Below are 23374 nucleotides of genomic sequence, written 5' to 3'. Positions count from 1 at the left end.
GGGTGTGCCTGATCAGACGGAGAACACCAACAGTTGGATGGAGGGCGGCATGCCGACCACGGACGACGCTGCACCGCTCACGGAGTACTGCCGACGAACTCTGGCCTCGCTACCGAAGGAACTGGTGCTGCCGACGGACCGCCCCCGGCAGACGCACGGCTCGCCAGTGACAAAACTGCACCGGTTCGACGTCCCCCCCGAGACCCATCGGGCCGTCCTCGCTGCCGCCCGGGAAGCCCGGACGACGATGTCGACGGCGATCTGCGCCGCGGTGGCTGTCCTGCTGAGCCGGCTCGGGGCCGGTGACGACATTCCGATCGCCGCGCCGGCCGCGGCGCGCCCGGGTGTTCCGCACAAGGACCCGGCGGACTTCTTCGCGAACCACCTCGTGCTGCGGATCGACACCTCGGGGGACCCGGGCCTGCGAGAGGTGCTGGCGCAGGCGCGGGAGGCCGACCGCATGGCACGGGCGGTGCACGGCATGCCGGTCGAGCGCTTGGCGGAGATCATCGACCTCACCGAGTACGCCGGGCGGAGCCCGCTGGTCCAGGTGGCCGTGCTGGTGAACGACGATGCCACGTCCCGCATCGGTCCGGCGGACACCTCCGGGTTCGACCTCTCCGTCGTTCTGACGGAACGTCATGGGCCCGACGGGGCGCCGGCCGGGATCGCCGGGGAACTCGCCTACGACGTCGATCTGTTCGACCGCGCGACAGCGCAGTCGCTCGCCGATCGGCTGGTCCGGCTGCTGCCGGCCTTCTCGCTCGCACCGGACACCGCGCTCTCCGGTGCGGAACTGCTGTCAGCCGAGGAGCGCCAGGCGTTGCTGGAGACCTCCAGTGGCGCGTCTCGCGAGGTCGGCGAGCACACCCTGGTGGAACTGTTCGAGGCGCGGGTCCTGGCGACGCCGGACGCGGTGGCGCTTGTCTGCGGCGACGCGTCGATGACCTTCGCCGAACTGGACTCACGGGCGAACGAGCTGGCCAACCGTCTGGTCGGGGCGGGCATCCGACGCGAAGAGCCGGTGGCCGTCCTGATGGACCGCTCGCCGGAACTCGTCGTCGCGGTCCTGGCGGCGCTCAAGGCGGGTGGCTGCTACCTGCCGCTGCACCTGGCCCACCCGGCGGAGCGGATGATCGGCATCATGGCGGCGGCCGAAGCCCGGGTCCTCCTCACCGACACCCCGCACGCCGACCACGAGGCGGCACGCGGGGCCGCGATGGTGATCGACGTGTCGCAGGGCAGCCCCCAGGGCGCGGTGACGGGGAGCCCCGACCGCAAGCCCCTGCCGGAGCAGGCCGCCTACCTCATGTACACCTCGGGGTCGACCGGAGTGCCGAAGGGCATCGTGGTGTCCCACGAGAGCGCGGTGAGTCTGGCGCTCGACGACTGCTGGAGAGACGCGTCGCTGGCACGGATGCTGGTGCACTCTCCGCTGGCGTTCGATCCGTCGACGGGTGAGATGTGGGCGCCCCTGCTCAGGAACGGGCAGCTGGTGATCGCGCCGCCCGGAGACCTCGACGCGCGCAGTCTGAAGGACCTCGTCGACCGCCACGGTGTGACCGGCGCCGTGTTCTCCGGCGGACTGTTCCGCATGATCGCCGATGACTCGGCGGCGGCGTTCACCGGGATGGTCGATGTGTACCCAGGCGGTGAGGTGGTCTCGCCGGTCGCCGTGCGGAACGTGCTCAAGGCGTGTCCGGGTCTGGTGGTACGCCCCCTGTACGGACCCACCGAGGCCACCCTGGCCGCCACCCACCACCGGGTGGAGCGGGCGGATCACCTGACGGGTGACGTCCCCATCGGCCGGCCGCTCGACAACCGGCGGGTCTACGTGCTGGACAAGTACCTCAACCCGGTTCCGCCGGGCACGGTCGGCGAGTTGTATCTCGGCGGCGTCGGCTTGGCCCGCGGCTACTTCGGCAGGCCGGCACTGACCGCCGAGCGCTTCGTGCCCGATCCCTTCCACGGTGTGGGCGCGCGGATGTACCGCTCGGGGGATCTGGCCCGCTGGACGCGCGACGGCGTGCTGATGTTCGTGGGCCGGGCGGACGACCAGGTCAAGGTGCGCGGATACCGCATCGAACTCGGCGAGGTGGAGACCGTCCTGGCACGCCAGGACGGCGTCCGGAAGGTCGCGGTGGTCGTCAGGCGGGAAGCGCAGGGCGGGGAGCGCCTGGTGGCCTACGTGGTTCCGCACGAGGGACGGCTGGTGGACGCCGTCGCGCTGGCCGGACAGGCGGCCAGGACACTGCCCGGTTACATGGTGCCCTCGGCGTTCGTCGAGCTGTCCGAGCTTCCGCTGACGCCGAACGGGAAACTGGACCACAAGGCCCTGCCGGAGCCCGACTACGGCGGCGGTGCCGGACGCGGCCCCCGCACGGACCGCGAGGAGCGGCTGTGCGAACTGTTCGCCGAGATACTGGGCGTCGAGCGGGTCGGCATCGACGAGGGGTTCTTCTCGCTGGGCGGGGACTCCCTGATGGCGGCCCGGCTGCGGAGCAGAATCCGGACCGACCTCGGTGTGCAGTTGCGGGCCCAGGTACTGGTCCGGAACCCGACTGTCGCTGAGCTCGTGGCCATGCTCTGAGCTCCGGCCACCCATGTGACAGGAGTACCCGGGGGCGACCGCACGCGTTGCGGTCGCCCCCGGGCAGCGGACGGCTGCTATTGCAGGGGAGTCCCCAGGTAGCCGGGGAAGCGGCCGTCCGGGTCGCGTATGGCGGCGATCTGCTGGAACTTCGACCACGCCGCGGCGGACATGATCCGGTCCGGTCGGACGGCGAGGTCGCTGTCGCCCAGGTAGCAGCCCGCCGAGTGCGGTGCCACGCGGTCCATGACGCCGTCCAGCCACGAACGGCACCGGGCGTCGTCCCCCGCGGATGCGCCGATGACGTACGCGGCGAAGTACAGGTCCGTCTGTACCGACAGGGCCATCTCCGGTCGGGGGCGCGACAGCAGGGGGGTGAAGTCGCCCAGGACCGTGAAGGTCCGGTCGGTGGGCAGTGGGGTGAAAGCGGGGATCAGCGCCGGGAGCAGCTGCGAGGGGGCACCTGTGAGGAACGCGTTGTCCGCGAAGTAGCGGTGCCCCTCGGGGTTGGCCCGCAGCTGTTCTGCCTGGAGGTCGGCGAAGTCCACGGGCTGGGCGACGCTGCTCGCCAGGGCTTTGCCGACCACAGGACAGGTGCCCAGCGCGGCCAGCGAGGCGGGACCGCCGTCGAAGGTGAGACCGTCGATGATCAGCACCGGAGTGTCGGAGCCGGGCGGGGTGCAGCCGACGGCGGCCAGCTCCACCGTCGGCGGCACCTCGCTGCGCGCCGCGAGGTACCAGGACAGCACCTCCGGGGCGAGTTCGGCGGGGTATACGTAAGTGGAGCGGGTCAGTGCCCGGAACCGCGGGCGGGTGCGCAGCCGGAACTCGGTGACCACTCCGAAGAAGCCGGGACCCGATCCGCGGGCAGCCCAGAACAGGTCCGCGTTCTCGGTCTCGGAGCATCGCACCCGCTCACCGGCCGCGGTCACCACTTCCATGGACTCGACGGACTCCGCCGCCCAGCCCCAACCGCGGCAGTTCCAGCCGATGCCGCCCTGCAGGAGGAACCCGCCCATGCCCACGGTGGGTGAGTGGCCCACGGGGAAGAACCGCTGGTGCCCGGCGAGGTACGGGTCCAGGTCAAGGCCGCCGCGCACCGCCGGACCGACTGCCACGATGCCGCTGCCGGGCTCGTGGGACATCCCGGTGAACCGGGCCAGGTCGATGAGCAGGGTGTCCTCGCGCAGCGACCAAGCGGGCCAGCTGTGCCCGCCGGAGCGGACGGCGACCTGCAAGCCCTCCGCCGCTGCCAGCTTCACCCCCGCGGCCACATCGGCCGCGTGCGCGGCGCGCAGCACCGCCCGCGGCCGCGCTGCCGGCCGTCGGTGGTTGAAGAGGCGCGACGTCGCGGCTGCCGCGAAGCCGGTGGAGTCGCCACGCCAGAACTCACCCGTGAAAGCAGTCATCAGTACGCGACTCCCCAGTCGTTCTGCACGCGGTGCGGATCGGTGGACAAGCGGGCCCCGCCGAAGCCATCGGGTGTCAGGAGACAGGTCACCCGTCGGTGGACAGGACCTCGCGCAGTCTGGCGGGCCTCATGTCCGTCCAGGATCGGCCGACCTGGTCGAGGCATTCGGCCTTCGTCCCCCGTGACCCGGCCTCGAACCAGCCGGCGGGCAACTCCCGCCCGGTCGGCCAGATCGAGTACTGCTCCTGGTCGTTGCGGACGACGCGGAACTCACGTCGGTTGTCGTCGAACATGTCACTCCTGCCTCAGAAGGCGGTCACTGTCCCGTGGTGCCGGGAGAGGGCCGCACGTCCTCTCCACCGGTCTGCAGGGCGAACCTCTCGGCTGACGTGAGGAGCCGTTCCACAGCGTCGCCCGGCAGGAAGTTCTCGTTGTACTGCGCGACGAGTTGCGGGCCCGTCTCGTAGAGGTTCCATGAGACGACCACGGTCTGCGGCCACCGCTTCCCGCCGGGGAAGTCCAGGTGCACGTACTCCGCGTCGGTGCCGGTGAACGGCGCCAAGTTGAACGACGAGGGCGGTTGCTCGTTCAACCCCACGTAGAGTCCGGCTTCCTTGTCCGCCGCCATCAGGGTCTCGTTCCAGTACCGTCCGCAGACGAGGAGCGGAAGACTGTACTCGAAGACGTCCAGAGTCCTCAGGAACACGTCCCGGACCGTTTCGTGCGGGCTTCCGAACCGCTTCCCCAGGTGCATCGGGACGGTTTGGACGAACAGGCCGGCGGTCTGCGCCGTACCCGGCAGCGTCCGACCGTGCTGGTTGACGGAGATCCCCACCAGCGGATCGCCGGTGACTTCCTGCGCGGCCGCGAGCACGCCGGCGGTGGCCACCGCGAAAGGGGTGGCCCGGGCCCGCCGGGCGAAGTCGCGCACCAGGGACCTCGCGTTCGCCGGGAGGTCCCTGGTGACCGTCCTGCTCCGGTACTCCCCGGTGTTCGCGGCGCCCACCGGGAACGGCGGGGGAAAGACCCCGAACTCCTCGGTGTAGGAGCGCCAGAACGCCCTGCGTTCCGCTCCCCACGCCCCGGCGAACAGACGGCGCTGCTCCGTGGCGAAGTCCTGGTAGCTGCCCACGGGCGTGATGTCGCCGGCGTCGCCGGCCAGCGCGCGGTTGTAGAAGTCGGTGAAATCCGCCCGGATGCGCAGCCACGAGGTCAGGTCGTTGACGATGTGGTCTATCGCGATCCCGAAGAGGAATCTCCGCGGGCCGCACTGCACGACGACGACGCGCGAGAATCCCGGCCCGTCCAGCCGGAAGGGGCTGCCGAGGGTGCGGCGCATCAGCTCGATGGCCGCGGCGTCCGTATCGGCGGTGTGGATTTCCACCGTGCTCTGCGGGTCGTCGAAGGTGCGTGCCTCATCCGCCGAGAGGTAGGTCCGGCGCATGACGTCATGACGCAGGCAGACCCGCCACCACGCGTCGCGAAGCGCGGTGAGGTCCAGCTCCCCGGTGAGCCACATCGTCGAGTAGTGCAGGTTGTGCCAGTCGGCGAACTCGCCTGTCAGCCTGGCCATTTCCGTGAGCGACGTCGGACCCGTGGTGGCCTTCGCCCGGGATGCGGTCACCGGCCCTGCTCGTTTTCCAGGAAGACCGCGAGACCGCGCGGCGACGTGTGCGAGAACACGTCCCGCAGCTTCACGTCGATCCCGAGCACGGTGTGGATCAGGCCGGTGATCTGCAGCACGTGCAACGACGATCCGTCGTTCTCGAAGAGGTCCGAGTCCTCGTCGAGTTCGGGGTTTCCGAGGACCTGCCGCCAGATTTCGGTCAGGGCCCCGACACGATCCGGCGCCTCTTGGGAACGTAGGTCCATTTCGGAGTGCTCCTCACGATCGCTGCGCGATCCCTGGTCCGACGACCCGCATGTTGGCAGCGGCGGAACCGTAAATTACTGACCGACCGGATGCGTCTGTACTGACACCGGTCAGGATCACCCCGGAACAGCCTCGTCCGCGGTGGCCCGATGGTGCCACCACCGTCTTCCGGCCCATGGCCAACCATGACGAAGACGGGCACAGCGGGCAAAAATCGAACCGTGGCCGCTGACGGTGGTGTGACGTATGGTGGGCTCTCGCTTGATGCGCTGAACCCGACTTTCTGGGGGCATTCATGTCTGTCCGTGGTCATGCCGAGCGACAGCGGTTCCGGGGAATCGATGACTCCGGGGCCCACCCTGTTGAATTTCGGTTCTCGCATGCTCGCAACGGCAACCGGCACCTGGTCGTCGTATTTGCGAACTTCCACGCCCCCGAGGATTTCGGTTTCGCGTACGGTGTGCTGGACGGCCTGCGAGCCAATGTCCTGTGGATTCGCGACCGATTCGACGGGAAGTGCAGCTACTATTTGTGCAGGGGCATGGACTTCTCCATCGAGTCGGCCGTGGCCGCACTCATTTCGAAGGTCATGCGCTTCCTCTCGCTGACGCCGGCCGACTGCACGTTGATCGGGAGTTCGAAGGGTGGTAGCGCGGCGCTCTACTTTGGCCTGCGCTATGGGTTCCGAAACATCCTCGCGAGCGCCCCCCAGTTCGCCATAGGCAGCTACGTGATGACGGAACAACCGGGTGCGGCGCAGTACATGATGGGTCGGGACGTCTCTGCCGAGAACGTGCGCGTCCTCGACTCCGTCATCCCGGAAGCGGTGCGCGGCGGGATCGGCCGGAGCTCCAACATCTACCTTTTCTCCGCTCCGGCGGACGAGCAGTACGGGGAACAGATAGAACCTTATCTCGACCTTTTTCGCGATTACCAGAACTTCAATTTCTTCTTCGCCGACTCCCCATCGATCACCCGGCACAACCAGGTGGCCGCCCGGAACCTTCCGCTGATCATGGGCATCGTCAACCTCCTGATCGACGGAATCACCCCGAAAATGGGAAGGGCGCGGCACGGCCACGAGGACCCCGACGGCGACAGGTCCCTGATCGAGGAGTACGTCCGGGCCACCGCGGCTGAGGAGGGCGGGGGGTTCGGCCCTCCGACGGTGTCGGCCCCGCAGCCGGGACAGCGAGTGGCGGGTTCGATGCTCGGATTCTCGGGGACGGCCAGAGGCGCCGACCTGGTGAGCTTCTGGGAGGGCGGCCGGCAGGTCGGGTCCACTCCGGTGGCCGCCGAGGCGAGCTGGTCCTGGGCCCCGGTCAAGCCGTGGGCCCGGGGAGGGCATGCGGTCGAAGTCGTCGCAGTCAACGGGGAAGGCGCCCGGTCGGACGGCACGGTGGTCGAGTTCACCGTGCTCGACACACTCGGCCCACCCGTCCTCACCGTGCCCTCGGATGGCCGGCGGGTCTGGGCGGCGGGGGACGTGCGGGCCGCCGGCACGGCTCCGGGAGCGGCTCGGGTGGAGTTCTGGGAGAGAGGCAGACGCCTGGGGTGGGCGCCGGTCGCGCACGACGCGAGCTGGACCTGGACGCCCGACATCGCCTGGGCGGCCGGAAAACACCTCGTGAAGGTCTTCGCCGCGGATGCCCACGGGTCCGCCTCGCCGCGGACGGACCTCGCCCTCACCGTCACCTCGGCCCCGGGCGTGGTCCAGGAAGTGGTTCACCCGGGAAATCCGCCAAAATGGACATTTGATTATCAAACTGAGGTTTTGGATGTGATGCATGGGAATAACGGGTCTTGAGTTGCTCGCACATGCGTCCTACGATGCATGCGGTCGACACGAAGGCCGAGGGCCCGAAAAGGTGCCCTTGGTGACTTTTCCTGGGGGGGATTCGCGTGAGAGAGATCTCATCCGTCAGTTGTTGCCGTTTCCTCTGGCACGGTGGCCGCAGCTCCGTGCGTGGCTGCGTTCGATAGGCCTGGTCCGAGCGAGGAACTGAATCCCTCGATTCCATTGCGCCACGCCGTCACGGTGTGGATTTTCCCGCTTTTCGATACGTCGACCGGCGGATGAGAACATGCCCTCCGTCGGGACGAGGCGGTTTGCTCTGAAGTTCTGCCGATGGCGCCCGCCGGTCAACCGTGCGCCATCGGCGTCAGTAGTCGTACCCAGTGGCGATCGGACGACAGGGAAGCGCTCTTCATGCATACGAAAATCGAATCCGATGTAGAAGTGATCGTGACCTGGAGGATCGGCGCTCGCATTCCCGGCGAACCCGGTGCGAGGGAGCGGAGCAATCTGAGGGTCGGTGATCGACTTGTTTTCGGCATCTCGGGCCGCACGGGCGAGTTCCAACCCGGAGTCGCGCCCAGCATCGGTGCCTTCGAAGTCTACGATCATCATCTCCTCTTCTCGAATTTCACCACCAGCGCCACCTTCGTCATCGAGAACCTGGAAGGGGGAACCGAACTGGTCAAGGTGCGCCCCTGCCAGCTGGACATGGTGATCCCGTTCGAGATGTCACGCATCCTGATCCCCGCGGGCGCGAGCATCAGTGAAATCACGGTGTTCACCCCGCCGCCACTCATGCTCGGCCCCGAACAGGCCGCCAGTGTGCCTGAGTCGGAGATGTTCAAGCTGGACAAGGCGAGCAAGTACTTCGCCGTTCTCGTCGCATTGTGCGAGCCGCGTCTGCGCGGTTCGTCCATGGCGGCAGTTCCCTCGGTGCAGGAGGTGGTGGAGAGGCTGAGAGGAACCGACCAGTTCAGGGGGGCGAACCGCAGTAGCATCAATTACCACATCGACTACCTGACGGACCAGAAGCTTCCGGTCAGCCAGTGGGCCAAGTACCTGGACGAAGGCCGCATGCACTCCAAGCGCGAAGCCCTGGTCGCGTTCGCCCTCAGGTTCGACGTGGTGCGCGAGGAGCATCTCGCGCTGCTTCCCGACCTCAGCCGTTCGCGAGGGCGCGGCTGAACGGGACGGCCTTCCCGCTGTGCGGCCGGTTTCCGGGTGGCGGCCGGCGGGAGGCGCCCTCTCGTTCCCCTGGTACGGCTCCGCCTCACCGAGCCGTCCGCCGCGCGGCCCGCAGGCGGACCGGGAGGCTGACGCACCCCGCGATCTCGTTGGACAGCAGGTGGACATACCCGCCGGCGATGCTGAAGGACTCCGTCGCATCCATGAGCTCGGAGAACGCCTCCCGCACCATCACCCGGGCGAAGTTGGCGCCGATGCACCGGTGGACACCGGCACCGAACACGACATGCGGGTTGGGCGTACGCCTCGGGTCGAACTCGTACGGCCGCTCGAACACCGCGTCGTCGCGGTTGGCCGAGGCGATCCACGCGGTGACCGCCTCGCCCGCACGTATGGTCCGGCCGTGCATCTCCACATCGGTCCGTGCCCGGCGCATGAAGTGGAGCACCGGCGAAGACCAGCGCAGCGCCTCGTCCACCAGGCCGTCCAGCGGCGCATCACGGGGCCAGTGTCCTTCGCCTCCCGGTCCGGGCAGCACGGCGAGCGTCGCGCAGATCGCCTGGGCCGTGGTCACGACGGCACCGAGGAGCAGGCTGAGGCAGTTGACGAGGAGTTCACTGCCCGTCAGGGGACGACCGTCCACCGTGAGCGTCACCAGATGGCTGATCAGATCGCCGCCGGGCTTCTTGTGAACCTCGACGAGCCTCTCCTCGAAGTATCCGATGATCTCGCAGTGGGCCGACAGCGCCGTCTCCTGCTCGGAGCCCTCACCGAAGTGCGGGTCCCCAGGCGCCAAGGAGGCGAAGGCCAGGTGAATCAGCGGATCGATGTCCTCGTCCGGCAGGTCCATCATGCGCGCCGCCACCGCCATGGGCAGCCGGGTGAGCGCCGCGGCCGCGTCCCACACCTCGCCGTCCAGCGCGGGCTCGATGGTCTTTCTGACGAAGGACCGAACCCACTCCGCCTGCGAGGCCGCCGCGTGACGGGAGAACCGGCCGGCGAGCTGCCGCCGGTACGCGTGGTGCCGGGGCGGGTCAGTTGACTGCATCATGGTCCCGCCCGCCGGGTCCGGGCCTTCGAGCATGGCGATCGCCGTACCGGCCTCCGAAGTGAACGCCTTGTGATCAGACAGCACTCTGCGCACGTCCTTGAGGGAGGTGACGGCCCAGAATCCCTCGCCCGAGGGACGGCTCTGCCAGAACAGCGGGCGCTCCGCCCGAAGCGTCTGCCAGACCAGGTGCGCGTCGCCTTCGGCGTACAGCGCCGTGTCCGCGAGATCGATGCTCTCCAGCCGTACGCGGTCACGCGGGTCCGGTGCGGTGATTCTCATGGTGTTCCTCGCCATCTCGGATGTTCCGGACACGAACGCATCGGCATCTCGGTGGCGTCGGAGGCGACCACGGCTTCCATCAGATCCGCCAGCGCCATGCTGGCACTGTTGCGGCCCGCCCCGATCCTGACCGATCTCAGGGTGATGGGGGCGAACGGCGACGTCCTTCGCCCTGGTGTCACGAGCCGTCCGAACGGGGCCGAGCGGTGCCTGGTACGCCACTTTGGACGGTGGCGGAACCGGCGGGCGGGTCCGGAGCCGTGGGCGGTGATCGGCGTGGTGCGTGGTGCGTCGCGCGCGGGTCAGCGCGGAGGGCCCATGATGACGTTGCCGTACAGCTCGGAGGCTTCTCGCAGGAGGGACGGGGGAATTTCGAAGCCGTCGGGCGGCCACGTACACCGCCGCGCGACCGCCCGGCGCCGTACGCGATCCCCCGGAGCCCCGGAGCCCCGGAGCCCCGGAGCACCCGGAACACCCGGGGCCCGGGGCGACCCGGAGCACCCGGAACACCCGGTGACGGGAACTCCGGAGGACCCGCGCGGACGCCTACCGTCTTCCGCCGGTCGGCTCAGTCGTCACCGTCCTCACCCTGGCCGCCCGCGCCGAAGAGGACCTCCAGGGCGTCGACCGCGCTGCCGTCGTGGTCGCTGCCGGCGTCGCCGTGGCCGGTCTGGAGGTTAGCCGTCCGGTCCACCTCCAGGATCGAGTCGGAGTGGGAGTTGTCCAGGACCGTGACCAGGCTCCCGTCGGCCACCGCCGGCGCCGCGGCGCAGCCCAGCGCCGCCGCGGTCAGCAGCAGCACCGCCCGGGCCCGTGGGAAGTCCGCGCTCATCGGGGAACCCGCCCTTCCCCCGCGCGGTCCGCGGCCGGACGCGGCAGGCAGCTCACGCGCCGACCGTCTCGGGCTCCGGGTGGTGGCGGGCGATGTTCCGCTCCAGCAGCTTCGTGGACGCCGCCACACCGATCCCCTGCGCGGGGTCCACTGCGGGCAGACGGCCGTCGGTGGCCTTGAGTTCGAGCAGTGCCGACTCCATCGCGGCGTGCGCGGCGAACAGGCACGGGGTGCTGTAGATCGCCACGTCCATGCCGAGTTCGGTGAGTTCGCCCAGCGACAGCCGGGGCGACTTGCCGCCGGCGATCTGGTTGAACAGCAGCGGCTTGTCGCCGACCGCCGCGCGGATTCGCCGCATCCACTCCACGCTGCGGACGCCGTCCACCAGGACGACGTCGGCGTCCGTGGCGGCCAGCCGCTCGGCCCGGAGCAGGATGTCCTCCTCCTCCGTCGCGTCCGTGCGCGCCACCACGACCAGGTCCCGGCGGGTCGCGAGCACCATCTCCAGCTTCTCCAGGTACTCCTCCAGCGGGAGGACCTGCTTGCCGTCGGCGTGGCCGCAGCGGCGCGGCCGCTTCTGGTCCTCCAGGATCACGCCCGAGGCGCCGATCCGCTCCAGGCCCTCCACGACGTGGCAGGCCACCTCCGGGTCCACGTAGCCGTCGTCGATGTCCACGAGGAGGTGGTGGCGGGGGAAGGCGCCGCGCAGCCGCTGCACGAAGGCCACCATGTCCGGCCAGGCGATGAACCCGATGTCGGGCAGCCCGTAGTACGACGCGGCGAACCCGAAGCCCGAGACGAACATGCCGTCGAAGTGCTCTGCGGCCAGCGACGCCGAGTACATGTCGTAGACGCCGATCAGGGGTGTCGTGCCCGGCGCGGCGATGTCCTCGCGCAGTTTGCTTCCGTACTTCAACTTCATCGTGACTCCTCGTGGGGGTGAAAGGCGCCTGCCGGAGGGCAGGTGAGGCCGTCGTACACGGCACGGCTTCATTGCCAAACCCATACCTTTCCTGTGCCCACACTTGATGCATAGATGGGCAAGCCTTTGGTCACTCGTACGGGTTAGACCGTTCACCGCAGAAACGTCACGGAACTACCGCGGATGGACGCCGTGTTGGGACGGCCCCGGTGCCGGCGGCCCGGCGGTCCGGCGGCCGGTCCGGCCGCGTCTGCGGACAGCGGCGGCCGGGTCGGCCAGGCTTGGGCGGAGACGGAAGCCCGTGTCCGTGTCCCCGCCGTGCCCGAGGAGGGCCAGGTGCCCGACGTACCGCTGTGGCTGTGGCTCGCGTTCGCCGCCGTCGTGATCGGGTCCCTGGCCGTCGACCTGCTGGCCCACCGCGACACGCAGGTGATCGGCTTCCGGGAGGCCGCGCTGTGGAGCGGGTTCTGGGTCGGCCTCGCGGTCGTCTTCGCCGGCCTCGTCTTCGGCGTGCTCGGCACCACGGCGGGCGTGGAGTACACCACCGCCTGGCTGCTGGAGAAGAGCCTGTCGGTCGACAACCTGTTCGTCTTCGCCCTGATCTTCGGCTACTTCAAGGTGCCGCGCCCCTACCAGCACCGGGTGCTGTTCTTCGGCGTCCTGGGCGCGCTGGTCTTCCGCGGGCTCTTCCTGGCGGCGGGCGTGGCGGTGGTCACCCGGTTCTCCGCGGTGCTGTTCGTCTTCGCGGCCATCCTGCTGTACAGCGTCTACAAGATCCTGCGGGGCGAGGACGAGGAGTTCGACCCGGGGCGCAGCCTGGCCGTGCGGCTGCTGGGCAAGGTCGTCCCGGTCCGCGAGGAGTACAGCGGGGCGAGGTTCCTGGTCCGGGAGGCGGGCCGGCGCGTCGCCACGCCGCTGCTCGCGGTGGTCGTCGCCATCGAGGCGGCCGACCTGGTGTTCGCGGTGGACAGCGTGCCCGCGGTGCTGGCGGTCAGCGACGACCCGTTCATCGTCTACAGCAGCAACGCCTTCGCCATCCTCGGCCTGCGCGCGCTGTACTTCATGCTGGCCGGGCTGCTGGACCGCTTCCACCACCTGAGCAAGGGCCTGGCGGTCATCCTGGCGTTCATCGCGGTGAAGCTGGTCCTCCAGGCCGCGCACAAGACGATCAGCCACAGCGTGCCGGAGATCCCCTCCCTGGTCAGCCTGGCGGTGATCGTCGCCGTGCTGGCGGGGTCGGTCGCCCTGAGCGCCTGACCCCGCCGGGGCCCCGCCGGGCAGGCCGGATGACCGCCACGCCCGACGAGGGCCCCTCGGCGCGGAGCCCGCACCCGTACCGGCCGGAGGTCGTCGCCCCCTCGTCGTCCGCTCGTCGGCATCGTGAACGCCGGCCCGCCGGCGAACTCCGAAACCCCGGCTCACGGTTTGCGGGGCGCGCGGGCATCGCCGAGGAGCGTCCGGCCTGCGGCAACGTCATGCGAGGACGTTGCCGCCCTCCTGAGGTAGGAGGCGGACCGGGGGGGTGATGAGGCGCTGATACGGGACCTCAGCGCCCGTCGGGACCGCTGACGCCGAGACCGCCGGAGGCGGGCCGGAACGCGGCCAGCAGGTCCTGCTGCCCCGTCCACTTCTGTGCGGCCAGTTCCTCCAACCGCCTGCCGAGCGCGGCGACCTGCTCCGGGCTCGGCGACCGCTCCGTACCGTCGGCCGGCAGGCCCGGCCCGGCCGCGGGGGTCCCGAGTGCCGAGATGACCACGTCGAGGGCGCCGGGGACGTAGAGGTTGAGAAAACGCGCGGTGTCGCTCTTCACCGCGAACCCGTGCGGCACCCCGCGCGGTATCCGCACGAGATCTCCTGCTGTGCCGATGGCGACGTCGTGGTCGATCTGGAGACGGACCTCGCCATCGAGGATGTAGAAGACCTCGTCGTTGTGCTCGTGGACGTGCGGCGGAGGTCCGGCCTGCGCCGGCATCGTCTGCTCCAGGATCGAGTAGCTCCCGCCGGCGTCGTCCGAGGAGACCAGAGGACTCCATCGTCCGCCCCAGGCCCACACGCTGGGCACCTTGTCCGCGCGGGTGACCAGTTCGGAAGCCGACCACGCCGACCCCGTCGAGAATGACATCCCTGACTCCGATCTGAAGCGGACTTCCACTTCCGTTTCTAGCCTAGGAACCGTCCGGGTAGAGTGTCAAACATGCCTGCTGACCCGCCTGTCCGCCCGCTGAAGGCGGCAGCCTCGTCGCGGGCGGACGCGCGGCGTAACCGAGAGCGCATCCTCACCGCGGCGCGGGAGGTGTTCGCCGCGTCTGGGCTCGGAACGCAGATGGACGAGGTGGCGGCGCGCGCCGGGGTGGGGCTCGGCACCGTCTACCGGCACTTCCCCACCAAGGCGGCCCTTGCGGGAGAACTGATCGCGGACAGCTTCGACAGCATGGCGCTCACCGTGCAGAGGGCGGTGGACGCGAACGAATCCGGGCGGGCGGCGCTCACCGAAGCGCTGCGGGAGGTGCTGCGCTTCCTGGAGGCGAACGCCGGCGCACGGGCGGCGATGGCCGATCCGGCCCATACGGACGCCGCCGAGGTGTCGGCGGCGCTGCGGACCTTCCTCGAAAAGCTAGACGCGACCCTGGCGCGGGCGCAGGCGGACGGAACGATCCGGGCCGACGTCACCGCGCAGGACCTCGGCATGGCCCTGTGCGGCATGTCCGCCGCCATCGACAGCCGGTCGTACTCCGGTTGGGAGCGTCTCCTGACCCTGCTGCTCGACGGAATCTCCCTTCCCCCGGCCCGCACGCCCCTGCCTTCCGCGGCGCGGCGTGCTGCGCCGGAAGGGGCGGCTCCGAGAGGGCGTTAGGTCCGGCCTCGACCGTTTCGTGATCGCTCGATCGATCCCTCCGGGACACCCGACCGCCACGTTGCCACCCCAACTGCACACCGTCACCGGCAGGTTGGAAGAGGCTCAGTGGGATTCGGCCCCACTTGGCGGTCTTTGGGGTGCCGCCGAGATAGGCGACAAACCCGTCAGCGGTCTCGGCGGTCAGCCGGGCGGCTGCGACGGGCGCCCAGGGCCAGTACCAGGCAAACCGTGGTCGCGGCGATGGCGAGCGAGGCGGGCAGACGTGCCCATGAGGTGCCCGCGACCGGCGCTTGGGCGGCGAGCAGTACCACTGCGGTCGCGGCGGCGGCCGCCAGTGCGGGTGTCGCCTGCGTGCGGCCGGGCGGGGCGGTGACACCAACCGTCCAGGCGTCGGTGACGAGCAGGTAGGCGAGCAGCAGGGCGGCGATGCAGACGACCAGCCAGACTGCGGGGTCGGTGGCCGCGGCGACCGCGATGGCCGCGGCCGGCAGCACAGTCGTCCTGCGGCGGGCCGCGATGGTCCGCCAGCGCATGGAGGTCAGGACGGGGCGGGCGTCGACCATCGGAGCTGCCCACCACGCGGCCGCTGCCGCTCCGACCACCAGAGCCCTGACCGGCAGCGGTGCGTGCAGGGCGGCCGGCGGATCGCAGGCGGCAACGGCAAGGGCCGTTCCGAGCAACCGGTCGGTGATGCGGGAGGTGAGGCGTCCGAGGAGCTGGGCGGCTCGGCTGCCGGGCGGGTGCGAGCCTGGCCGGGCGGGGGCGGTGGTCATCGGGTCCCCCCGTGGATGCGGGTGCGCAGCAGCGGCGCAAGGGCGAGGTCGAGGGTCTCGCCCGGTCGGTGGGTGACGACCGCGATGCCGCGTTCCACCAAGGCGAAGCGCATGGCGTCGCGGTCGGCCCGCCATAGCCGCAGCGCGAGTTCGCCCTCGGTGTCGCCGGGTTCCACGACTGGGTCGCCGGCGGGGATCTCGACCACGACCGTCGGGTTGGCCCGTGCGCGCACTTGGTGCAGGATGTCGAGAATCCGCTGGTCGGTCAGCGGCGTGATGACGTACACCAGAGCTCCCTCGGGCAACGCGGGCGGTGGGAGCAGGCTGAGTCCCTCCGTGCGGTACGCGCGGTCCTTGCGGACCTCCAGCACGCTCTCGACGATGCGGTAGAAGTACCCCTGGCCGCTGCCCGGTTGCAGCCAGCGGGTCGCTCCACCCACGGACACGACGCCGACCCGGTCGTGGGTACGCAGGTAGGCGCGGACCAGCCCGGCAGCGGTCCGGAAGGTCTCGTCGAGCGAGGACGTGCCGCTGACCGGGTCGACCACGTCGGCGAGCACGTCCAGGAGCACCACGGTGTCGGCGGTGCGCTCCGCGGCGAACTGGTGGACCTGCAGGGCGCCGCGACGGGTGGTGGCCGGCCAGTGGATCCGCCGCTGGCGTTCGCCGCGCACATACGGGTGCACGCCGGTGACCTCGACGCCCTCGCCGCGCTGCACGGCGGTGTGCTCGCCGAGCCGTTGCGGCAGCCGGACCGGGATGGGCGTGAGGCCGGCGTGTCCGGGCAGGGGGAAGACGGCGACCTCACCGAGTTCGGCCCGCACGGTGCGCCGGGCCAGCCCGCCGCGGTCGTAGACGTCGACGTCGACCGTGCCGAGCGTCCAGCGGCCCCAGCGCTGCGCGGTCAGGACGAGATCGACGCGGTGCGGGCCGACTGCGAGGTGGTCGAGCCCGACCCCGTGGCCGAGGGTGACGCCAGGGTCCAGGCGGCCGGACTCACCGTCGTAGGACACCGTGATCCGCACCCTGAGCTGCTCGCCCTCGAAGCACCGCCGCGGCTCCACCTCCGCCTCGGCCGTCACCGCCTCCGGACGCGGCCTGCTCGGCAGCGTGAGGGCGATCAGCACCAGGGGTGCGGCCGCGAGAGCAAGTACCCAGGGGCGTCCGGTGACCAGCGCGGCGGCCAGCGCGACCACGGCCAACGTGCCGAGCCGCAGGACGCGTTCACCGACGCGCCAGCCGGGCGGCGGAGGCGGCGGGGGTTCGGCGGTCCCGTCGTGGCAGCCGTCCAGGGCCCGCCGGACAGCGGCGGCCGCTCCGCGGGCCGGCACTGGATCCGTCATGACGCGATCGGAGTGCGCGGCATGGTCTGCGGGGCGGGCACGGATTGCACGATCTCGCGCATCACGTCGTCGCCGTCGATCTGCCGGACCCACAGTTCCGGCTTGAGGGTGACGCGGTGCGCCAGGGCCGGCACCGCCACGGACTTGACGTCCTCCGGGGTCACGTAGTCCCGCAGGTCCAGGACGGCACGGGCGCGGGCGAGTTGCACCAGGGCCAGGCCGCCGCGCGGAGAGGCGCCGACCTGGATGTGCGGGTGGGCCCGGGTGGCGCCGACCAGCGCGACGACGTACTCCAGCAGGTCGTCGTCCACCTCGACGCGTTCGACGGCGGCCCGCATGGCCAGCACCTCGCCCGGACCGCTCAGCGTGCGCAGCACAGCCTCCGGCGCCGCCCGATCGACACGCGCGCGCAACATGCCCACCTCCTCCGACGCCGCCAGATAGCCCATACGGACCCGCAGCAGGAACCGGTCGAGCTGGGCCTCGGGCAGGGTGTACGTGCCCTCGTACTCGATGGGGTTGGCGGTGGCGACGACCACGAAGGGCTCCGGCAGCGGCCGGGTGTTTCCGTCGACGGACACCTGGGACTCGGCCATCGCCTCGAGCAGCGCGGCCTGGGTCTTGGGCGGGGTGCGGTTGATCTCGTCGGCGAGCAGCAGGTGGGTGAAGACCGGTCCGGGCCGGAAGACCATGTCGGCGGTCCGTTGGTCGTAGAACGGAGCTCCGGTGACGTCGGAGGGCAGCAGGTCCGGGGTGAACTGGATGCGGCGGAAGTCCAGGCCCAGAGCGGTAGCGAAGGAGCGTGCCAGAAGCGTCTTCCCGAGTCCCGGCAGGTCCTCGATGAGGACATGGCCGCCGGCGAGGATGCCGAGCATCACCAGCGCCAGTGGTTCCGCCTTGCCGACCACGGCCGTGCGGATCTCGTCGAGCACGGCCGCAGCCCTTTCGCCCGCCTGCCGGGGAGTCAGGGCGTCGTGTTCCGGGGTGGGTCGCAGGGTGGTCACGGTCGGTTCCTCACGGGGTGGGGTCGGGGCGCGCGGGCTGCGGGGTCGGTTGCGGCGCTAGCGGTCACAGGGCTTCCAGGCGGTCGAGCAGGGCGCGCAGGACGGGTTCGGGAAGAGTGGGCTGCGGAGCGGTCACCTCGGGATCGATCCACGGCCACAGCTCAGCTCCGACCAGCGCCCGGGCCCGTTGCGGGTTCCGGTACATCGCCACGCCGTGCCGTTCGGCCAGCCGGGCGGCGAACAGCCGCTGCAACTGCGGCCGCAGCTGGGTGTCGAGGTGCGCTTCGCCGTCGTCCGCGAGGGCCTTGGCAACGATGCGCTGCCACCCGCCGAGGGCCGGGGCCCGGCTGCCCAGCAGGCGCACCGGCCTGCGATAGCCGCTGTCCTGGGCGGCGCCGCCCGCGGCATAGCGCCCCAGGGCCAGCGCCACCGCGGTGATGAGGGCGAGGCCGGTGGCGGCCGCGGCGGCACCGTCGGCCAGGGCGAGCAGCACTTCGGCCGCGACCGCGACGGTGCCCAGCACGGCCAGCGAGTGGCGCACCGAACCGGGCTTTGACGGCACGGAGTTGACGAGGGTCCGTATCCAGGTGGGCGCCTTCACGGGGTATCCACCACGGCTTCGGGTCCAGGCGTCCGCGAGCGCAGGCTGCGGGCGATCTCGGTGAGCGCGGCCGCGGCACGGTCGCGGTGGCCGCCGTCCATCGGGTGCGTGGAGTAACGGGCCTCGCGGAACAGGGTGGTGAGCGCGGCGGCGGCCGCCCCTGTGGGCAGGCCGTTGGCGACGGCCCGCTCCAGCAGGTCCTGCGGGCTGTCCGAGGCGCGCCGGGCCACCCCGGAGTCGGCGAGCGACTCCTCCATGGCGGCATAGCAGGCGATGACGGCAGCGCGGGCGTCGGCTCCGTCCAGCAGGGCACGGCGCCCGGAGTCCACGGCCTGGACCAGGCGTTCCTGCTCGTCGTCGAGCGTCGCGTACGTCGCCGGGGCCTCGGCCGCTGGTGGCCGGGGCACATACCGCCACAAACGAAGCCCGGCGATCACGACGACCGCGACAAGCAGGGCGATGCCGAGGCCGAGCAGGATGCGCGTCAGCCCGAAGTGCATGCTGTGGCCCGCGTGCCCGGCATGCTGTGGGGGTAGCGGGGTGGGCGCCGGGTCTGGTTGCGGGCTGGGAAACGGTGACGATTCGCGGCCGTGCCCCTGGCCGGTCTCATGGCTGCCGGACGAACCGAACCGGTGCAGGACCAGGATGAGGAGCGGGACGACCAGCGTCGCGGCCAGCAGGACGCGGCTCACGCCGTCAACCACCCGCTGTTCCACCGGGTTGAGTTCCCGGTTTGCGCCTACCTGCTCTCGGTACTTCTCGCGCAGCGCGAAGCCGCCGAGGAGCGACAGCAGGGCGAGGCCGACCACGAGGACGGGGTTGCCGCCGAGCGGCCCGCGGCCCTTGGGCAACAGGCCCGTGTCGAGGTGCAGCAGCAGTGCTCCCAGGGCGACTCCGCCCACCACCAGCACGGCCAACGCGGCCTGTACGGCGCCGATCGTGCTGTGCCGCCGTCGCCCGCCCGCCGCGTGCTGCAGCCCCACGCCACCCCCCTCCCTTGTGACTCCCTTGTGATCGGCCAGCCCATGCGCGCCGTCTCCGGTCACTGTCGCCGATCCCCCACTTGACGAAATCCTGACACAGCGAGGCGCGCCGCTTCATTGCCGACTTACGGCAACCCTGACCGACCTTTTCTGCCGTGAGCCTTTTCCATCCTGTCCGGCGGAATGGTCAGTTGGGCTGACAGACGGGTGAAACCCCTGGTAGATGGGTTTTCGACCAAGAAATCCGTCTTCACCAGAGGCTTCGTGCGCTTGTCTGCCCGTCGGGCGTCGACGTGTCCAGTTCTGCCTTGCGTTTCCTGTCCGCCAAGGTGCGGCGGCGTCGCCGGGAGTTCGGCACCCGCTGGCGACGCCGGAGCGCTGACCGTCAGGTGCTCCGCACCCTTGCCCATCTCCGCAACGGCCACCCGCATGCCCAACTCGCGGCGGGGTTCGGCATCGGTACCACGACCGCGTACCGGTACATCACCGAGGCCGTCGAGGTCCTGGCCGCCCTCGCGCCGACCCTCGCGGAGGCGATGCGGACAGCGTCGTCTAAGGCATTCGTGCTCCTGGAAGCACGGCATGAACGCGCAGGTCCTCGCCGGTCCACCGGACCGTGTGCCTAACAGGCCGTCAGTAGGGTGCGACACCTGCCTTTGCTGGTCAGAGGCCTACGCCACGCGGGGAGCGGCAATTGATGCTCTCGGTGGCCCATGCATGGCCCACCAGGCTGGACGAAGGGGCGTTCAGGCACCTCGGCCGACATGGTCGCCGGGTAAGAAATGGCAGGTCGCTGGGCTGCGGCCGAGGCTCGGTGACTGAAACGACAACGGTCAGGACGCGGGACCTCTTCGGGCAAAGCAAAAGCCCGTCAGGCTCGCGTTTCCGCAGTTCAACAGGCTTCTCCGGAAGTGCCCCCGGCAGGATTCGAACCTGCGAACACGACTCCGGAGGCCGGGGGAGCGGTTACTCGTCGAATGGCCCTGACCAGGGCGGAGTTGGGATCGAGCGACGGTGGAGGCGTGATCATTACGTCCCTACGACGTAGGTGCGAGTTGTTCAAGTGCCGACCTTCGCAAGCGCGTTGCGCGAGCCGCGTCTCGTGAGGCCGACGCGCGGCGGAGCGATGTGGAAGTGCGAGGCCGTTATGTTCGATATGCCCGAGTCGGCGGAAGTTGCAAAATCTGACCCCATCGGCCGATAGAGTCCCAGGTCAGAAAGCGTGCTCCCCGCGCCCGCGGGGATGGCCCCGGCTCTGGCGCCGGTGGTCTCCCCGCGCCCGCGGGGATGGCCCCAACCCGGCGCTCGAGGAAGCCGCGCTCATGGGGTGCTCCCCGCGCCCGCGGGGATGGCCCCCCGAGACGGCCGAAATGCGACCTGCGCCGACCGTGCTCCCCGCGCCCGCGGGGATGGTCCGTTGCCGGGGGAGACACGCGACCGGTGTGAACGAAGTGCGGCAAGCGCATGGCGGGTGCCGGGCGCGTAGAAGCAGCGGTTCCGAGCTGTCCGGCGAGAACGGGGGGTGGGTCGCGCCTGCGCGCCGTCGGGGCATGGAGAGCGGTGGTCAAGGGGCGGTGGACGTGGCGGGTGGCGGCGGCGTGGGGGAGGCGTTCACGGAGGAGCGCGCCACGCTGCCGGAGTTGGCGGACCTGCTGAAACGGGTGCACTGGTTGGAGGAACCGGAGTCGCTGGGGTTGCCGTACTTCGATCCGGTGGCGAGGGTGCGGGGGTCGGTGCGGCAGCTCGGTGCGGGCGTCGACCCCGGGGATATCGCGTTCCTGGCCGACCGCACCGCCGAGTTGGCTCAGGCGTATGGCCGGCTCGACTTCGTGCTCCCCTTCGGGTTGATCCACGGTGACGCGAACATCGGCAACGTGCTGCGGGACCGCGCCGGCCACGCGGTACTGATCGACCTCGACGGCTTCGCCCTGGCACCCCGCGAGTGGGACCTGATCCAGACGGCGCTGTCCTACGACCGGTTCGGGTAACACACCCGCGCGGAGTACGAGTCGTTCGTCCACCACTACGGCTTCGACATCATGAACTGGCCGGGCTATCAAGTGCTGGCCAGCCTCCGCGAGTTGATGATGACGCTGTGGCTGGGCGGGAAGGCGGCGGCTGAGCCGCGAGCCGCTGAGGAGTTCGTACGACGGGTGGAGACCATCCGGACAAACGGCAGTCGGCGCGATTGGGGCGCGTTCTGAGGCCGCGCAAATGACGAAGCTCGGACGCTCCCATGCAGTACAGCAGCGGGGACTCAGCGGCGGCGGTGGCGACTCCCCTCGCCGTCGACGCCGAGCCCCTTGAACGCGTTGATCACGCTCTGTCGTGCGGCTCCTGAACCGCGATCGCGCAGCACGATGAAGCGGATGGTGCAGTTCTCCGATCGCCGAACCACTTCGACGGCCCACCGGGTGCCGTCGCCCTGGTCGACGGCCCACAGGCTCTCCGTCCGGCGGGAGGTCAGTTGTCCTCAACCTCACGTCCGAAGTGCACCTTCACGTACGGGCCTTCGGCGTTGGCCATGGTGCCCAGGATGCACATTCACGCCACGTCGGCCGGAGGCGGGTGATCGATGACGTCGACTCCGGGCCAACTACGGGGTCGCCTGAACCCCAGCCAGCGGCGAGTGCGCCAGCCAGGGGGCGCGTGCGGTTCAATACAGGGCTGGTTGGACTGTCAGTGGGGTGATCTAGGGTCTGTTCATGACCGCAAGCGTCGAAGTGATCAACCCCGGTGACGTACATACGCGCGCGAAGATCCGTGCCGTGTTCGGAGGAAGCCCTCAGGGAGGGATCTGTCCTTCTGGCCACAAGAACAGCGTCAACCTCTACTCTGACCCTGACGTGGGCGAGCAAGCGGGCTACTACGACGGCTGGTTGGCTGAGCAAGACGACCTGGGGCCGGTCTTCGAGTACACCGGGGCAGGCAAATCCGGTGACCAGACCTTTGACGGAACCGCCGGCTCAGGTAACCGGGCGATCCTGCGACATGCAGAGCAGGGCCGGGTACTTCGCGTGTTCACCCGCGTGGGAAAGATTCCTGGAAGCGGTAAAAAGACGCACCGATACCTAGGGATGTTCACGCTGGACGGCATGCAGCCGTACGTCTGGCGCCGAGTCCATGGCGAAGATGGTCAGGACCGCAGCGTCATCGTGTTCCGGCTGCGTCCCGATGGGACTGTTCAGCACGTAGCGCAGGACGTGATCCCTCCCGCCGAAGAGACCACGGCCGAGTTCGTAGCCTACCAAGCTGTTACCGCGGCGATGTTCCAGTCCGAACCGGCAACGACCGGCGCTCTGCCGCTTCCTAAGCAGCGCGTTCGCAAGGGGACCTCCGGACGAAAGGCCACTCCCAACGCGGAAACCAGTGGTACTTTCGTCGTTCCTGAGGCTTTCGGTACCAAGCTGAGTATCCGTGCCGCCACAGCCGCGACGATCGCCGTCCGACATGAGGCCGAATTGACGCAGGCTTACCAAGCCCACTTGGAGTCTGCTGGCCACAAGACCGGTGCGTTCCAGATCAAGGTAAAGGGCCTCACCTCAACGCTTCGCACCGACCTGTACGATGCAACGGATCACGTTCTGTATGAGGCAAAGGGCTCGAATTCCCGAGAGGACATCCGAATGGCCCTAGGTCAGATCCTGGACTACAGCCGTTACATCAAGACGTCCGAACATGAGGGCGAGCCTAAGCGCGTAATCCTGTTGCCGGCAGCCCCCACGCCCGACATGTACACGCTGCTCGATCGCTATGATGTCCAGGTGGTGTATCGATCCGACGATGGCCATTTCGTTGGACCGGTCGCTTCCTAGGTTGACCACGGGTGCAAACTATCTCTCCGTCGCCACGCTTCTAGCGGTGTAGAGATA

At 69.7% G+C, this 23374-nt stretch carries 19 protein-coding genes and 2 pseudogenes; 8 read left to right on the top strand and 13 right to left on the bottom strand.

Going from position 1 to position 23374, the window contains the following annotated elements; genetic code table 11:
* The first annotated feature begins 37 nt into the window (after positions 1–37).
* The gene (locus WA788_RS10535) at positions 38–2590 is read left to right on the top strand and encodes a non-ribosomal peptide synthetase (protein WP_335975263.1); all 2553 of its coding nucleotides are present in this window, start codon (positions 38–40) and stop codon (positions 2588–2590) included.
* A gap of 77 nt (positions 2591–2667) precedes the next feature.
* On the opposite strand, the gene WA788_RS10530 is transcribed toward WA788_RS10535, so the two are convergent.
* The 4 genes from WA788_RS10530 to WA788_RS10515 form a co-directional block, all read right to left on the bottom strand.
* Positions 2668–3999 carry an FAD-binding oxidoreductase gene (locus tag WA788_RS10530; protein ID WP_335974877.1) on the bottom strand — a complete coding sequence of 444 codons (1332 nt, stop codon included), beginning with the start codon at positions 3997–3999 and terminating at the stop codon, positions 2668–2670.
* Between the two features lie 88 nt (positions 4000–4087).
* Positions 4088–4294, bottom strand: coding sequence for an MbtH family protein (locus WA788_RS10525; protein ID WP_335974873.1), 207 nt, complete (start codon positions 4292–4294; stop codon positions 4088–4090).
* 23 nt (positions 4295–4317) lie between these two features.
* Positions 4318–5574: a condensation domain-containing protein gene (locus WA788_RS10520; protein ID WP_335974860.1), complete on the bottom strand. Its 1257-nt coding sequence runs from the start codon at positions 5572–5574 to the stop codon at positions 4318–4320.
* Between the two features lie 47 nt (positions 5575–5621).
* Positions 5622–5873 carry an acyl carrier protein gene (locus tag WA788_RS10515; protein WP_335974856.1) on the bottom strand — a complete coding sequence of 84 codons (252 nt, stop codon included), beginning with the start codon at positions 5871–5873 and terminating at the stop codon, positions 5622–5624.
* Between the two features lie 296 nt (positions 5874–6169).
* On the opposite strand from WA788_RS10515, the gene WA788_RS10510 reads away from it, so the two are divergent.
* Positions 6170–7681, top strand: a complete 1512-nt coding sequence (locus WA788_RS10510) for a hypothetical protein (RefSeq protein WP_335974853.1) — start codon at positions 6170–6172, stop codon at positions 7679–7681.
* Positions 7682–8083: 402 nt separating this feature from the next.
* Complete coding sequence (locus WA788_RS10505) at positions 8084–8857, top strand: hypothetical protein (RefSeq protein WP_335974850.1); 774 nt, start codon at positions 8084–8086, stop codon at positions 8855–8857.
* Between the two features lie 85 nt (positions 8858–8942).
* Here WA788_RS10505 and WA788_RS10500 read toward each other — a convergent pair whose 3' ends face one another.
* From WA788_RS10500 to WA788_RS10490, 3 genes are all read right to left on the bottom strand, one after another.
* Positions 8943–10187: a cytochrome P450 gene (locus tag WA788_RS10500; protein ID WP_335974847.1), complete on the bottom strand. Its 1245-nt coding sequence runs from the start codon at positions 10185–10187 to the stop codon at positions 8943–8945.
* A 568-nt stretch (positions 10188–10755) separates the two neighbouring features.
* The gene (locus tag WA788_RS10495; protein ID WP_335974844.1) at positions 10756–11019 is read right to left on the bottom strand and encodes a hypothetical protein; all 264 of its coding nucleotides are present in this window, start codon (positions 11017–11019) and stop codon (positions 10756–10758) included.
* Between the two features lie 52 nt (positions 11020–11071).
* Positions 11072–11935, bottom strand: coding sequence for an isocitrate lyase/PEP mutase family protein (locus tag WA788_RS10490; protein ID WP_335975259.1), 864 nt, complete (start codon positions 11933–11935; stop codon positions 11072–11074).
* Between the two features lie 342 nt (positions 11936–12277).
* On the opposite strand from WA788_RS10490, the gene WA788_RS10485 reads away from it, so the two are divergent.
* Positions 12278–13198: a TerC family protein gene (locus tag WA788_RS10485; protein WP_335974842.1), complete on the top strand. Its 921-nt coding sequence runs from the start codon at positions 12278–12280 to the stop codon at positions 13196–13198.
* Between the two features lie 289 nt (positions 13199–13487).
* Here the strand turns inward: WA788_RS10485 and WA788_RS10480 are convergent, their stop codons facing one another.
* Positions 13488–14063 (bottom strand): cupin domain-containing protein, encoded by a 576-nt coding sequence (locus tag WA788_RS10480; protein WP_335974839.1) that lies wholly within the window; start codon positions 14061–14063, stop codon positions 13488–13490.
* Positions 14064–14135: 72 nt separating this feature from the next.
* Here WA788_RS10480 and WA788_RS10475 point away from each other — a divergent pair, with 72 nt between their 5' ends.
* Positions 14136–14795: a TetR/AcrR family transcriptional regulator gene (locus tag WA788_RS10475; RefSeq protein WP_335974834.1), complete on the top strand. Its 660-nt coding sequence runs from the start codon at positions 14136–14138 to the stop codon at positions 14793–14795.
* A 167-nt stretch (positions 14796–14962) separates the two neighbouring features.
* Here the strand turns inward: WA788_RS10475 and WA788_RS10470 are convergent, their stop codons facing one another.
* From WA788_RS10470 to WA788_RS10450, 5 genes are all read right to left on the bottom strand, one after another.
* A complete protein-coding gene (locus tag WA788_RS10470; RefSeq protein WP_335974833.1) occupies positions 14963–15571 on the bottom strand; it encodes a hypothetical protein in 609 nt (202 codons plus the stop codon).
* On the bottom strand, positions 15568–16914 hold the full coding sequence (locus tag WA788_RS10465) for a DUF58 domain-containing protein (protein ID WP_335974831.1): 1347 nt from the start codon (positions 16912–16914) through the stop codon (positions 15568–15570). The genes WA788_RS10470 and WA788_RS10465 overlap by 4 nt, the downstream gene beginning before the upstream one ends.
* Positions 16911–17918: an AAA family ATPase gene (locus WA788_RS10460; RefSeq protein WP_335974829.1), complete on the bottom strand. Its 1008-nt coding sequence runs from the start codon at positions 17916–17918 to the stop codon at positions 16911–16913. The genes WA788_RS10465 and WA788_RS10460 overlap by 4 nt, the downstream gene beginning before the upstream one ends.
* Before the next feature lie 64 nt (positions 17919–17982).
* Positions 17983–18519: a hypothetical protein gene (locus WA788_RS10455; protein ID WP_335974827.1), complete on the bottom strand. Its 537-nt coding sequence runs from the start codon at positions 18517–18519 to the stop codon at positions 17983–17985.
* A complete protein-coding gene (locus tag WA788_RS10450; RefSeq protein ID WP_335974825.1) occupies positions 18516–19502 on the bottom strand; it encodes a DUF4129 domain-containing protein in 987 nt (328 codons plus the stop codon). Before WA788_RS10450 ends, WA788_RS10455 begins: the two co-directional genes overlap by 4 nt.
* Positions 19503–19744: 242 nt before the next feature.
* Between WA788_RS10450 and WA788_RS10445 the strand changes: the two are divergent.
* The 3 genes and pseudogenes from WA788_RS10445 to WA788_RS10435 form a co-directional block, all read left to right on the top strand.
* Positions 19745–20077 (top strand): annotated as a pseudogene (locus WA788_RS10445) (helix-turn-helix domain-containing protein); the annotation flags it as partial.
* Positions 20078–21118: 1041 nt separating this feature from the next.
* Positions 21119–21706 (top strand): annotated as a pseudogene (locus WA788_RS36040) (phosphotransferase family protein); the annotation flags it as partial.
* 501 nt (positions 21707–22207) lie between these two features.
* Positions 22208–23317 carry a hypothetical protein gene (locus tag WA788_RS10435; RefSeq protein ID WP_335974816.1) on the top strand — a complete coding sequence of 370 codons (1110 nt, stop codon included), beginning with the start codon at positions 22208–22210 and terminating at the stop codon, positions 23315–23317.
* Positions 23318–23374 lie beyond the last annotated feature (57 nt).

It is taken from the genome of Streptomyces sp. CA2R106, assembly GCF_037034245.1.
Classification (GTDB): Bacteria; Actinomycetota; Actinomycetes; order Streptomycetales; family Streptomycetaceae; genus Actinacidiphila.
Note: the sequence above shows the minus strand (reverse complement) of the source record. Positions and strands in the feature narration are given on the sequence as shown.

What these genes read in the sequence shown, in the direction of transcription:
- WA788_RS10470 (WP_335974833.1), bottom strand. Translation starts at nt 15,571, where the DNA reads ATGACCACCGCCCCCGCCCGGCCAGGCTCGCACCCGCCCGGCAGCCGA.
- WA788_RS10475 (WP_335974834.1), top strand. Translation starts at nt 14,136, where the DNA reads ATGCCTGCTGACCCGCCTGTCCGCCCGCTGAAGGCGGCAGCCTCGTCG.
- WA788_RS10465 (WP_335974831.1), bottom strand. Translation starts at nt 16,914, where the DNA reads ATGACGGATCCAGTGCCGGCCCGCGGAGCGGCCGCCGCTGTCCGGCGG.
- WA788_RS10525 (WP_335974873.1), bottom strand. Translation starts at nt 4,294, where the DNA reads ATGTTCGACGACAACCGACGTGAGTTCCGCGTCGTCCGCAACGACCAG.
- WA788_RS10520 (WP_335974860.1), bottom strand. Translation starts at nt 5,574, where the DNA reads ATGGCCAGGCTGACAGGCGAGTTCGCCGACTGGCACAACCTGCACTAC.
- WA788_RS10435 (WP_335974816.1), top strand. Translation starts at nt 22,208, where the DNA reads ATGACCGCAAGCGTCGAAGTGATCAACCCCGGTGACGTACATACGCGC.
- WA788_RS10505 (WP_335974850.1), top strand. Translation starts at nt 8,084, where the DNA reads ATGCATACGAAAATCGAATCCGATGTAGAAGTGATCGTGACCTGGAGG.
- WA788_RS10500 (WP_335974847.1), bottom strand. Translation starts at nt 10,187, where the DNA reads ATGAGAATCACCGCACCGGACCCGCGTGACCGCGTACGGCTGGAGAGC.
- WA788_RS10530 (WP_335974877.1), bottom strand. Translation starts at nt 3,999, where the DNA reads ATGACTGCTTTCACGGGTGAGTTCTGGCGTGGCGACTCCACCGGCTTC.
- WA788_RS10495 (WP_335974844.1), bottom strand. Translation starts at nt 11,019, where the DNA reads ATGAGCGCGGACTTCCCACGGGCCCGGGCGGTGCTGCTGCTGACCGCG.
- WA788_RS10535 (WP_335975263.1), top strand. Translation starts at nt 38, where the DNA reads ATGGAGGGCGGCATGCCGACCACGGACGACGCTGCACCGCTCACGGAG.
- WA788_RS10510 (WP_335974853.1), top strand. Translation starts at nt 6,170, where the DNA reads ATGTCTGTCCGTGGTCATGCCGAGCGACAGCGGTTCCGGGGAATCGAT.
- WA788_RS10515 (WP_335974856.1), bottom strand. Translation starts at nt 5,873, where the DNA reads ATGGACCTACGTTCCCAAGAGGCGCCGGATCGTGTCGGGGCCCTGACC.
- WA788_RS10480 (WP_335974839.1), bottom strand. Translation starts at nt 14,063, where the DNA reads ATGTCATTCTCGACGGGGTCGGCGTGGTCGGCTTCCGAACTGGTCACC.